We start from the raw sequence: 12,745 nt of genomic DNA, 5'->3' as shown, positions 1-12,745 counted from the left end.
ATGAAATTATAAATTAAAGTTTATGGCTTACGTAATTGGAAACGACTGCATTGCATGCGGTACATGTATTGATGAGTGCCCAGTTGGCGCTATTTCTGAAGGTGATATCTATGCTATCAACCCTGATGCTTGCACAGAATGCGGCACATGTGCTGATGTTTGTCCTAATGAAGCAATCAGTCTTCCTGAATAAGGAGAGAGAAATACAGCATAGAAAAACGGCATATTGCAACCTCGCAATATGCCGTTTTCTTTTGGTTTTAGGTTAAAAATCAGCATGATTTTAATGTAAACATAAGCAAAAGTATAAGCATTTTCATCATTCTTCCTGAGTATCCATACCTACAAACGAGTATTTTTTGTGGCAAAAGTCCCCTTTTTCATGTACCAACAACAATTCAACAACAAACAATTTCATCACAAACCACAAGACGTTTAATCTCTAACCATGACATTATCTTCATGCCCTAACCTCACAACATCATTTGTTCCGCCAGCTTATTCCCCCAAAACAAAAACTTCATTTGTTATTCAGCGGGAAATAGGTTAATGCAAACGAAATAATCTTACAACTGCTTTCAAAATACGATGAAATTCAAAACGCAACAACATTTCAGTCTAAATACGCGCGTTTTTCAATGCATTCATAATCCACTATGCACCAGACAGTTACGCATTCACACGCTTTTCCTTTCGCTAAACAAGGGCGAAAAAGCAATGCTTTCCTTCATTTTCTGACTCCATTTGCTTCAAATTGCAAGACAAACTCCCTCATCTCACCTCGCAAAATCATAGGGTTTGCACAACAAACTAACTGAAATTACACCAATAACTACTTCATTTGAATCCATAATTCCTATAAAATGCCTCTATGAAGAGAGGTTTTTGACGATTTATTTTCTATTTGAAGCCTCCATGAAGTGTTAAAATTCGCACAATAAACTTTACAGCATTACACGATAAATCCGCACAACAAACAAGCTATCATGCCAATAAATATGCCGCAAAACCTAAGGCTTTATTCCCTAAACTCGTAAACGTTTACGTAGAATTTCATTGAGGTTTATACCTATTCATATAGTATATATAAGAATAAACCAGTACATTTGTATACAAAAACTATCTATTTTACCTTACGAACAATGAAACATCAACATTCTCGTAGACTGATTTTACTCGGTCTCTTCATGATGATTGCGTTACAATCTCTTTTCGCTCAAGCCCCAGCTTTCCCTGGAGCAGAAGGTCATGGACGCTATGTCACGGGCGGAAGAGGCGGAGAAGTTATCCACGTTACCAATCTTGATGACAGCGGAACAGGTTCTTTTCGCGCAGCAGTACAAGGGAATCGGAAGAAGATGATTGTCTTTGATGTCGGTGGAGTCATAGCTTTGGCTTCTGAACTAACCATCGGTCAGAACACAACCATACTCGGACAAACAGCCCCCTACCCTGGAATCACCATTAGATATTACACGGTTAAGCCGTCATCTAATAACATTATACGCTTCATTCGCTTTCGACGTGGCCAGGAACGCGACGTCAATGATGGCGCAGATGCTATCTGGAATGCCCACCAAACGAGTATCATCATCGACCATTGCTCAATGAGTTGGAGTATTGATGAATTGGCCTCGTTTTATGATAACAATAATTTCACGATGCAATGGTGCATGCTTGGTGAGGCATTGACTAACGCAGGACATGATAAAGGAGCGCATGGTTATGGCGGAATATGGGGCGGAAAGTTAGCTTCTTTCCATCATAACTACGTGGGAAGTGTCGATAATCGAGCACCTCGTTTCAATGGTTCTCGCTACCAATGGGACGGATATCGCAACAATATTCAATTCAATTCGTATCATTGGAACAATACCGTTACGGCAGAAAATGTGGACTTTCGCAACTGTGTTCTCTACAATTGGGGAGATGGAAACGGCTGTTATGGTGGACCAGGTGGTGGACAAATCAACATCATTAATAACTATTATAAGGCTGGACCGGCAACAAGAAACACACAAAGGGTTACAGAAGTCAGTGTAGGAAATAGTGGAAACAGCACCCAAGGTGACATGATTGGCATGACAAGTCGATACTATATCCAAGGCAACTACGTTGCAGCCGCTGGGAAAAATGCAGCCAATTATGACTGGAAAGGGGTCACCTTTGATAATGGAGTGCAGCAAATCGACGCACAACCTTATACGCTTGATGGTGCAAACTACTATGAAAATGTGGCGCACAAAACGCTAAATGGCAAGTCTTATGCCCCTATCAAGCTCACCACTCCTGCGCCAACAGGAGACATTACGACACATTCGGCACAACAAGCCTATGAGAATGTGCTCGACTATGCAGGCGCTTCGCTCTTCCGTGACAATGTAGATGTGCGCTATGCACATGAAACTCGCACAGGAACGACTACGTATGAAGGAAGCAAAACGCATCGACCGGGCATTATAGATATCGTGAAAGATGTCGATGGTTACACGGAAAACAACTTCCCAAAAGGGCAGAGATCACAAGATTATGACAGTGACTTTGATGGATTACCTGACGCATGGGAGAAGGCAAACGGACTCAATCCAAACGATGCCAGCGATGCTTCTAAGTACTCACTCGATTCAAAAGGCTACTACACAAACCTCGAAGTGTTTGCTAATAGCTTGGTAGAACCCTTAGTAAAGAAACAGCAACAACAAGCTGAAACAGCTGTAAACGAATATTATCCTGAATGTAAGAATGCAACAGGATTAGACTATTATAGTGGTAAAACGGTTGAACTCGTTTCACCAATCACGCCAGAAAACCCGACAGTGGGTGTTGAAAAACCTCTTTATAGTACAAAGTTCACAGACTGGGAAGATGCGAAAGCTTCGGCAACAGCAGTCACAAAAGAGGCTCAAACGCTATATAGTCATGAGTCATTGCAGTTTTCTCTGACAGAGACGGAAGTGTGTTCGACAAACAAAAACAAGGCAAAATTTCCGCAATGGCAGGGAGGTTATCTCATGGCTTCAAAGACTTCGGCTGCCCAAGTGACTACTTCTGTATTAAAAAACATCACGAAAGTACACTTTAAACACGGTGCAACGGGGAGCAAACGAGGCTGGAAACTCGAGGCAAAAGGCACCGGAGATGCCGATTGGGTAACGTTAAGTAACAGTGTGGCGGACCCCACTTCGGGAGCTGATGTGGATGTAGAGGTGAACAAAACAAACTGCCGTTTGCGCTTCACAAACCTCACTTCAAATCAAAACGCCTATCTCTTTGAGCTGTCAATCTATGGCAAAGTAGACCAGAGTTCAAAGCCTTTACTAAGCTCATTCAAGGCAAATGGCAAGACCTATTCAGCCGAAACATGCTGTAAAGAGCAGGCAGACGGCACGTTGAAAGCAACGATTGAACTGCCGAAAAGCCAAGAAATGATTTCTAAAGACAATCCTTTGACCGACCTTATTGCCGAGAATGGCACGATAGAAGACGTCAAATATACGGCTACAAGCGAGGGTACTTGTGCCACGATTAAAGTCGCTTTGGCAGGAAAAAGCACAGACTACGTAATCTATTTTGTACGGAAAGCCGACCTCACCCTTACCTATTATAATACAGATGGGACGGTGATTGGAACGCAAAAGGTAGAAAAAGATGCGCCAATTACAGCCTTTGCCTTCAATGCTTCAAAGGTTATCGTGGGCGAAGGAAAGGTCTTTCGCGGATGGTTTGCAGCTGCTTCAGGTCCTCACAACCGCAAGTTTGTGACCTCAGATAACATCACTTCAAATCGCAATCTCTATGCAGTTGCAACCGAAAAAGAAATAAAGAGCGCCACGAAACGTTACACTTTTGAACTCACTGACAGTTGTTTCTACGACCAAGATCATGAAGCTTTCAACAGCAAAGGCCCTGCTCGGTTCCATGATCCACAACATGGCTGGCTGTTTGGCAAGTCAGATGACGTTGAACTTCTTGTCGGAGGAAATGCTTATCTGCTACTAAAAGGTTGCACATATTCGTCAGGAAACATCATCATTAAGGATAGTAAAGGTCGCCAATTGGCTTCGCTTCCGGCAAAAGCCAATACAGATGGTGCCATCATCAGCTATGAATATAAAGGTAATCCCGATGTTCTTCACCTCTGTTTTGACCAGAATGCCTATCTGCATGAAGTCATTATAGCGAATATGCAGGCTGATCCTATCGTGCAAAATGAGGCTGGATACTATGTTGTTAAGCCTGGAGATGCGACTCATTTACTAAATACTTTGCTCATTGCAAACGTCAAATCAGGAGACCAACTGACAAAGATCTTTATTCCAAATGGTGTATATGATTTGGGCGAAACAGTGCTTACACCCATCAATGGCAATAATATCTCACTCATTGGAGCCTCTGCTGAGCACACCATCATACGCAATCATCCGCATGAAAGCAATGAAGGCATTGCCACAACTGCAACACTTCTCATCACAGGAGATAACACTTATCTGCAAGATTTGACGTTAGAAAACGCGCTCGATTACTACAAATGTGGAGCTGCCGGACGTGCCGTTGCCTTGCAAGATAAAGGTAATCACACCATTTGTAAACGTGTAAACTTGCGCTCATTCCAAGATACTTACTACAGCAATGGACTGGGACAATACTACTTTGAGGATGGAAACATCCACGGAACTGTGGACTATCTCTGCGGAAGTGGAGACGTTTTCTTCCATAAAGTGAATTTCGTGAACGAACTACGAAGCTTGAACAATGGCGGAATGGATGTCATTGCAGCTCCTTATCCGACTGAAAACAACCGCTTTGGTTACGTGATGAAAGACTGTAAAATCACTAATCTTAACCCGGGAGGTTACTCACTTGGTCGCAGCTGGGGAGGCAAATCAAAGCTTGCTTGGATTGAAACAACGATGTCAGAGCCACCTGTTGAAGACGGAAAGAGCGTCAAACGATTCACTGTTGGAGGTATGAACGTCGCAGCATATCAGTTTAAGGAGTATGGCTCGAAAGACAAAGATGGCAACCTTTTGACGCCAACAACAAACATTGTTACGTTTACGCATGCCACAGGGAACTACACTTACAACACCACAATGCGTGAAGATTCAGTCAGTTTGTTCTCACTTGACAACGTATTTCCCAACTGGCGACCAGCTGAGTTGGCTGCACAAGCAACCTCACCAAACGTGAAACTCAATGGAAACATCCTCTCTTGGACTGACAATTCGCCTGTACAACCGGGACAATGTTATGCAGTTTTCAAAAATGATGAACTGATAACAATCACCCAAGCGCATCAAATCACACTGAACAATGTCGTAAGTAATGCTATATACAGCGTGCGTTCAGCCAATGTAAAGGGAGGATTCAGCGAACCATCTGCTACATCTTCTGTTGCAGGAATACACAAATTGCAAACTTCTGACAAAGCAATCATTCGCACAAAGTACTTTCGTCCCGACGGAACGGCATGCCAACAAGACACAAAAGGCCTTGTGCTCACCATGCAAACCTTTTCAGACGGCACAACAAAAACAATGAAAAGAATCGTCAAATAGTATAGATTTATTTTAGTTAACAAAGCACCTACGCTGCAGAAAAAGCCCAGATGAATTAGTCTCATCAAAGCATCTGCAGCGTAATTTTATATTCCTTATTTGATGACCATAAGGCTTTTTAACAATAAATGCTTATATTTATCGAACAAAAATTCTTAATTTTGCATCATAAGATGTTATTGATGACATCACAACTTTTAAGAGAATTCACTATTATTTCAAATAAAAAGAGTTATAAAAATGAAAAAACTAATTCTAAAAATGTTTGTAGTCGTGTTGGCACTTGCTGCTTTCAACACACTGATGAGTTGCAGTAGTAAAGACGACGAGGATTCAATTGCCGGCACATGGGGCATTAGTAGCGACGCCGTTATGAATGGTTCAAACTGGGGAAGAGCTCGAAGCTACGAAGGTTTTGAGCCAGAGTATTTCATTTATCAATTCAATGAGAACGGTACAGTGGACTATATCACCTTCACAGGAATAGAAAAAATCTCCGCTTTTAAAATGGGAAAGGATCTTCAAAAGATAGCAACGGGCCACTATCACCTATCAAAAGGCAAGCTATATATGCGTATAGGCAAGCAAGATTATGAAGGTCCTTACACCTTAAACAAAAAGGAGTTAGCACTTGAAATCAAAGGAAACGACGGAAACCTCCATCGTTATGTGTTCAAATTGCTTAACGATAGATACTAATTTTCCTATAATATCATAAGATAAAATCATGATAAAGAAACTATTATTCACCCTCATGTGCTTGATGACGAGTGTTGGAGCATTCGCTCAAGCAAAGACTTTTGAGCTTGGAATAAAGTTGAATTGTGCCACAGAAGACCCTCATTTGGGATTTGGTGCAGTCGCACGATATAACATTGACGGTCATTTCAGACCCGAATTTGAAGCCAACTACTATCCCGAAGGCGACAATAATATCAGAGCTTGGGATGTAAACATGAACTTACAATACTTGTTTCCTATCACTCATCGCTTCAAAGTATATCCTACTGGCGGTTTAACCATCGTGGGAGCTGACTTTGATGGTATAGGAATTAGCACCAGTGAAAGTCGTGTTGGCTTGAATCTTGGCGGCGGAGTTCAGTTTAACATCACACCAAAACTACATCTTCATGCCGAAACAGTCTATAAGATTGTCTCTGACATTGACCGAGGTGTACTGAGTGTTGGACTCTCTTATGCTTTCTAACCCCTGCTTTTTGAAAGTCAAAACAAAGTTATATGCAAGCCGCATAAACTCAAACGGCAAGCAAGGTTGACGCAAAACAAAGCATAATAACATAAAAGGAAGACCCGAAAATGGCCTTCCTTTTTTCATATCCTCAAATGAATGATAAAATGATATGACGCGAATCGTTGCGTAATTAGAGGCAAATTACACGATGAAATGAGGCAAATGATGCGGTAAAATGACGCAAATCACGGGCTGTGTTGTATGGTTTTATTTTATATTCTTTATCAAAATGAGAAAAGGAAAAGTAGTGATGGGCTGCAATAATCTTGCAAAACCAACGTTTAATTAAGTGATACTAACATACAATTTAAGGGGTGAGGTCGCCGAATATGTGCCTACAAGGAAGAGAAATAGGCGGAAAAGTGCGCATTTACCATGCCCGATGATAGTGCAAAGCCGCATAAGATATAGTATCTTGAAGGCTGAAATGGTAGAAGAAATCATTTGAAAACGATAATATTTATTAGCTAATGAGCGGCTGTGCAGATGCAAACAGCACAGCGAGTTCAGCAACATCATGAAAAGAAACAATCTTACAAACCGGCAGTTTTTAATGCCTTTTATCATCGTAACCTCACTCTTTTTCTTGTGGGGCTTTGCAAGAGCTATCCTCGATGTACTCAATAAGCATTTTCAAAACGCTTTAGATATCAGCATAACCCAGTCATCTTTGATTCAGGTGACTACCTATTTAGGTTATTTTTTGACGGCAATTCCTGCGGGATGGTTTATTAATCGTCATGGCTATCGACTTGGTGTAGTGCTTGGTTTGTTGCTTTTTGGCATAGGTTCTCTGTTATTTATCCCCTGTGCAGCAGTCGGAACGTTTTATGCTTTCCTTGGAGCGCTGTTTATTATAGGCTGTGGTTTAGTGTTTCTTGAAACCTCAGCAAATCCTTATGTGACCGAACTTGGCGAGAAAGAGACGGCAACAAGTCGGCTAAACTTTTCGCAATCGTTTAATGGTTTGGGTTGTCTCTTCGCAACATTTGTTGTTGGTCAGTTCTTTTTTAGCGGTCATTTTGAAGACAATCACGTGGCTGTTCCCTATACGATTTTAGGCATATTGGTGTTGGTTATCGCTTTAATCTTCTCACGAATTAACTTGCCTGAGATCAAACATGCAGAGACTGAAGAAGACAAAATCAAAGGAACTCGCATCATGAAACTATTCCGTCATCACCCGATGTTTGTCTTTGGACTCTTTGCTTTGTTAGCTTATGAGGTGGCAGAGATATCAATCAACAGCTACTTTATTAACTTTGTTACGGGTCAAGGATGGTTAGATGACAACACAGCAAGCATCGTTTTGACCGTCGCTTTGGGCTTCTTTATGGTGGGAAGATTTGTGGGTAGCTGGCTCATGCGACGCATTCGAGCAGAAATAATGCTGTTTGTTTGTGCAGTAGCGAGCGTCATAAGTATGGTTGTTGTGCTATTAAACATTGGGCGATTCTCTATGGTTGCCATCATCATAAACTATCTTTTTGAGGCTATTATGTTTCCAACCATCTTCTCATTGGGCCTTAATGGTCTGGGAAATCTAAAGAAAAGTGCAGCTTCTTTGCTAATGATGACACCGATTGGAGGCTGTGGTTTCTTGCTCATGGGCATCATTGCAGACAATGCAAACCTTGTAATTCCTTTCTTGATTCCTTTCTTTGGCTTCTTCGTTGTATTGCTCTATGCTTCTGAATTGATGCGAAAGAGATTGTAATCCAACAGAAGATAGGAGGTAACATTGCTATATCCATGTTGCAACTGACGCCTTATCGCTTAATTTAACGCAAAATTAAACTTTTTAACCTGCTTCGAATTGAAAAAAGAGAACCAACATTTTGCGTCATCAAAAGATTATGTTAAATTTGCAATCAGAAATAGATGAAGAGATAACATTCATTTAGTGATCTATTTATAAACATAATATTACAGATTATGGCAGTTAGTTTTAAAGAATTAGGTCTCGTTAATACACGCGAGATGTTTAAGAGAGCAGTGAATGGCGGCTATGCAATTCCTGCATTTAACTTCAACAATTTAGAGCAGCTTCAGGCTATTATTACGGCGTCATCTGAATTGAAATCACCGGTAATCTTACAGGTTTCAAAGGGTGCCCGCAATTATGCTAACCCGACATTACTACGTTATATGGCAGAAGGAGCAGTAGCTTTTGCAAAGGAACTTGGCTGTGCTCATCCTGAGATTGCACTTCACTTGGACCACGGAGACAGCTTCGAGCTCGTGAAAGATTGCGTAGATATGGGCTTCTCTTCAGTCATGATAGATGCTTCTTCAAAACCTTTTGAAGAGAATATTGAGTTGACTAAGAAGTGCGTTGATTACGCTCATCAGTTCGATGTGACTGTAGAAGCTGAGTTAGGTGTACTTGCTGGTGTAGAAGATGAAGTTGCTTCAGAGGAATCTCACTACACTCGACCAGAAGAAGTGATTGAGTTCTCACAGCGTTCAGGCTGCGATAGTCTCGCCATTTCAATCGGTACATCTCATGGTGCATATAAGTTTAAGCCAGAACAGTGTACTCGTGACCCGAAGACTGGCCGCTTAGTACCTCCTCCTTTGGCTTTCGATGTTCTCGCAGAGATAGAGAAGAAGCTTCCAGGATTCCCTATTGTACTTCATGGTTCGTCTTCAGTTCCACAGAAATATGTTGATATTATCAACCAGTATGGAGGCAAATTACCTGATGCAGTGGGTATACCTGAGGAACAATTACGTAGGGCTGCTAAGAGTGCTGTATGTAAGATTAACATCGATTCTGACTCTCGTTTGGCTTACACTGCAGGCGTAAGAGAGACTCTTGCAAACCATCCTGACTACTTTGATCCACGTCAATATGGTAAGGTTGCACGCAATTATATGATCGAAATGTATAAAGAGAAGATCACAGACGTGCTTGGTTCTGAGAACAAACTTGCTCAATTGTAAGCAAACTACGACTAAAAGGTCGAATAAAATAATAAAGGTGAGCACTTCATAGTGCCCACCTTTTTTCGTATATCAATATCTTTTGGGGTGTATATCAATACTTTTGAGGGTATATATCGATATATTTGAAGGTATATATCTATTTATTTGGCTGCGCAAACAGAAAGGGCTCTCTAATTCATTAGCCTACTATTGAGAGCCGATTTGCATCATTTTGCTGAACAACCATATTATAGTTGTTTGCCAAAATGCCACACAAGACCGAAATTAAAAATACCTTGCAGGCCGTAACCAATTTCAGAAGTGAATCTCAAATGATTCGAACCAATCTCTATTCCCACAGGAGAAAGCTGATAAGCCACCCTCATTTTATTTTCTTTAATGTTAGGGAAACTGCTGCTATTTGACGACAGATGATAAGCACTTAGCCCCAAACCTCCTCTTGAATAAAGTGCAAAGTGCCCGTTGTCTAACCAAGAATAGCGCACTGAAGGCATGAAAGTAAAGGCCTTACTCGATAATTTCAATTCATCATTTGGGATGATTGAATAGATGAGTCCAAGGTAAACGAAGCTAAAAGGGTCATTATTCACTTGCTTTTCTAATGGCACATGTGCTCCTTGTGCCACTGCTTCTGTATAACTAAGTCCTGCACCTACTGCCCATTTCTCATTCAAATGATAGAAATATTCCATATTTAATGAACAGTTAATGTTGCTGAGTGTCGAGAACAAAGAAGCGTCGTCTTCAAGCTTAAACAATCTAATATAGTCATTTCTCACGCTCTTTAAGTGCGGTTCATCACCGAATCCGATACTCCATCTCAATTCATGTTTGAAATGTTGTGCCTGTATTGTCAATGCAAAACAAGTCAGAAGTAAAGTTAGAAGTCCTTTTTTCATGTTATCGTTTCTATTTAATTAGTTTGCCCCAAAGATAAAGAAAAAATCCAGAATCAAGCATATTTTCTTATCTTTTTTTTCATTTTGTTGAATCAAGTCTGTCTCATGAGAAGTCATCAAGATAGTAAACGAAAGATGAGTTAAACGTCTTGAAAGTAATTTACAACTGAAACAACAAAACCTTACAATATGAAAGCATTTAGCACAACTATCCAACAGCATGCTATTTTCTTGCATTTTACAAACTCCTTACAATCAATCAATTACGAAAAAGGCCTTAAAATTTATGATGATATCACATAAAAACAACGTGTAATCTCTATGGAATCATGCCCTCATCTCTACCATTTCATCGCATGAAATGAAGCATTTGTGTGCGCCGTTTGTGCCGAATTAGAGAATCGAATGGCGCAAAACACCCCATCTTCTTATAGCCTTCGTTGATTAAACCCTATTTTTCTATGATTTACGCTCTATTTCATCACCCCACGAAGTGTTAAAAAACTATCATTAATCTTTACGATATAAGTCTCTACTTCTTGACTAAAATGAAGACAAGAACAAGAGTTTCAGCTAAAACTTTATATCATTTCGCTTTGTTTATTCCAGCATATTATCATCCCGAAGGCCAAATATTTTGTCGTTTTCCAACATTTGTTGAACTCAAAGAGAAAGGCACTTTGCTCATGAAAACAAAGTGCCTTAGTCTTGATATGTTATAAACAGCGTTTACTTTATAGGGAAAAGACCATAGAGTTCGGCATCAATCTGGTCGGTAATCCTTTGAAAATCCTGAGGATTATTCTCGAAATCAGTGTGATCTCCATCAACAATGATGAGATGACCTTTATAGTCTTTAATCCAGTTTTCATAGCGATCGTTCAGTCCAGAGAGGTAATCGATGCGGATACTCTTTTCAAATTCGCGCCCACGTTTACCGATATGGTTAACCAAAGTCGGTATACTTGAACGGATATATATCATGAGATCGGGTAACTTTACGAGTGAAATCATGAGCTCAAACAAGTCAGAATAGTTCGTAAAGTCACGATCACTCATCATGCCCATACTATGTAAATTCGGCGCAAAGATACACGCATCTTCAAATATAGTGCGGTCTTGTATGATGGTATCTGCACTCTTTGATATCTCAACTACCTCCTTAAAACGTTTATTTAAGAAATAGATTTGGAGATTAAATGACCATCTTGCCATGTCAGCATAAAAGTCATCGAGATACGGATTGTTATCAACGGGTTCGAAACGAGGCGTCCAATGAAATCTCTTGGCAAGCATTTTGGTGAGGGTAGTCTTGCCACTTCCGATGTTTCCTGCAATTGCTATATGCATAATCTGAATATAATTCTGGGGTTAGAAAAGTCCAAACAGGTTGGCATCTATCTTATCTATGATGCTCGAAAAGTCCTTTTTACTGTGTAAATAGTCGATATTATTCACATCAACAACAAGCACTTTACCTTTATATTTGTTATAGATGAAGTCGTCATATAGTTCATTCAAGCTCTCAAGATAAGCCAAAGGCATTTGCTGTTCGTAGTCACGCGCGCGGCTTTGGATATTCTTTACCAAGTGTGAAACGCCTGATTTTAAGTAGATCATCAAGTCAGGATAGTGCAGGATATGCGTCATTGAGTCAAAGAGTTCCATGTAAGTATGGAAGTCTCTTTCAGTCATATTGCCCATCTTGTAGTTGTTTTTTGTGAAGACATATACGCCTTCATAGATGGTGCGATCTTGCACTATGGTTTGTTGTTTGCTACAACGCGTGAGCTGAAGCAAGTCTTTGAAGCGTTCTTTTAAGAAGAAAACCTCCATGTTAAATGACCATCTTGGGATGTCTTTATAATAGTCTTCGAGATACGGATTGTAGTCTACTGCCTCGTATTTAGGCTCCCATCCATAGTGTTTGGCAAGCATTTCGGTGAGTGTAGTCTTTCCGCTTCCAATGTTTCCAGCGATAGCTATATGCACGATTATTATTGTTTTGGCTGCAAAATTACTGTTTTTTATCCGTTAAAACGAATAAAGCTGTATCAAAAGTAGGGTCATCCGGTTTTTGTTTGTAC

General features: G+C 40.4%; 9 protein-coding genes. 6 read left to right on the top strand and 3 right to left on the bottom strand.

The window, feature by feature from the left end:
• Positions 1-22 precede the first annotated feature (22 nt).
• The 6 genes from HMPREF9145_RS01760 to HMPREF9145_RS01735 all read left to right on the top strand — a co-directional run bounded on the left by HMPREF9145_RS01760 (position 23) and on the right by HMPREF9145_RS01735 (position 9,756).
• On the top strand, positions 23-193 hold the full coding sequence (locus tag HMPREF9145_RS01760; RefSeq protein WP_021824739.1) for a DUF362 domain-containing protein: 171 nt from the start codon (positions 23-25) through the stop codon (positions 191-193).
• Positions 194-1,142: 949 nt separating this feature from the next.
• Positions 1,143-5,558: a pectinesterase family protein gene (locus HMPREF9145_RS01755; protein WP_036906208.1), complete on the top strand. Its 4,416-nt coding sequence runs from the start codon at positions 1,143-1,145 to the stop codon at positions 5,556-5,558.
• Between the two features lie 240 nt (positions 5,559-5,798).
• Positions 5,799-6,257, top strand: coding sequence for a hypothetical protein (locus tag HMPREF9145_RS01750; protein WP_036906206.1), 459 nt, complete (start codon positions 5,799-5,801; stop codon positions 6,255-6,257).
• Between the two features lie 28 nt (positions 6,258-6,285).
• On the top strand, positions 6,286-6,765 hold the full coding sequence (locus HMPREF9145_RS01745) for a porin family protein (protein ID WP_021824586.1): 480 nt from the start codon (positions 6,286-6,288) through the stop codon (positions 6,763-6,765).
• Between the two features lie 562 nt (positions 6,766-7,327).
• Entirely contained in the window at positions 7,328-8,527 is a 1,200-nt protein-coding gene (locus HMPREF9145_RS01740) for an MFS transporter (RefSeq protein WP_021824805.1), read from the top strand.
• Positions 8,528-8,745: 218 nt separating this feature from the next.
• Complete coding sequence (locus HMPREF9145_RS01735; RefSeq protein ID WP_021824649.1) at positions 8,746-9,756, top strand: class II fructose-bisphosphate aldolase; 1,011 nt, start codon at positions 8,746-8,748, stop codon at positions 9,754-9,756.
• Between the two features lie 230 nt (positions 9,757-9,986).
• Here HMPREF9145_RS01735 and HMPREF9145_RS01730 read toward each other — a convergent pair whose 3' ends face one another.
• The 3 genes from HMPREF9145_RS01730 to HMPREF9145_RS01720 form a co-directional block, all read right to left on the bottom strand.
• On the bottom strand, positions 9,987-10,658 hold the full coding sequence (locus HMPREF9145_RS01730; RefSeq protein ID WP_021824624.1) for a hypothetical protein: 672 nt from the start codon (positions 10,656-10,658) through the stop codon (positions 9,987-9,989).
• Between the two features lie 729 nt (positions 10,659-11,387).
• Positions 11,388-12,008, bottom strand: a complete 621-nt coding sequence (locus HMPREF9145_RS01725) for a deoxynucleoside kinase (RefSeq protein ID WP_021824729.1) — start codon at positions 12,006-12,008, stop codon at positions 11,388-11,390.
• A gap of 21 nt (positions 12,009-12,029) precedes the next feature.
• Positions 12,030-12,650 (bottom strand): deoxynucleoside kinase, encoded by a 621-nt coding sequence (locus tag HMPREF9145_RS01720; RefSeq protein ID WP_021824513.1) that lies wholly within the window; start codon positions 12,648-12,650, stop codon positions 12,030-12,032.
• Between the last annotated feature and the right edge of the window lie 95 nt (positions 12,651-12,745).

Source organism: Segatella salivae F0493, from assembly GCF_000477535.1.
GTDB classification, from domain to species: Bacteria; Bacteroidota; Bacteroidia; order Bacteroidales; family Bacteroidaceae; genus Prevotella; species Prevotella salivae.
Note: the sequence above shows the minus strand (reverse complement) of the source record. Positions and strands in the feature narration are given on the sequence as shown.

Bases quoted from the DNA above. Each gene is read 5' to 3' on its own strand.
- HMPREF9145_RS01745 (WP_021824586.1), top strand. From the start codon at position 6,286: ATGATAAAGAAACTATTATTCACCCTCATGTGCTTGATGACGAGTGTT.
- HMPREF9145_RS01730 (WP_021824624.1), bottom strand. From the start codon at position 10,658: ATGAAAAAAGGACTTCTAACTTTACTTCTGACTTGTTTTGCATTGACA.
- HMPREF9145_RS01760 (WP_021824739.1), top strand. From the start codon at position 23: ATGGCTTACGTAATTGGAAACGACTGCATTGCATGCGGTACATGTATT.
- HMPREF9145_RS01740 (WP_021824805.1), top strand. From the start codon at position 7,328: ATGAAAAGAAACAATCTTACAAACCGGCAGTTTTTAATGCCTTTTATC.
- HMPREF9145_RS01755 (WP_036906208.1), top strand. From the start codon at position 1,143: ATGAAACATCAACATTCTCGTAGACTGATTTTACTCGGTCTCTTCATG.
- HMPREF9145_RS01750 (WP_036906206.1), top strand. From the start codon at position 5,799: ATGAAAAAACTAATTCTAAAAATGTTTGTAGTCGTGTTGGCACTTGCT.
- HMPREF9145_RS01735 (WP_021824649.1), top strand. From the start codon at position 8,746: ATGGCAGTTAGTTTTAAAGAATTAGGTCTCGTTAATACACGCGAGATG.
- HMPREF9145_RS01725 (WP_021824729.1), bottom strand. From the start codon at position 12,008: ATGCATATAGCAATTGCAGGAAACATCGGAAGTGGCAAGACTACCCTC.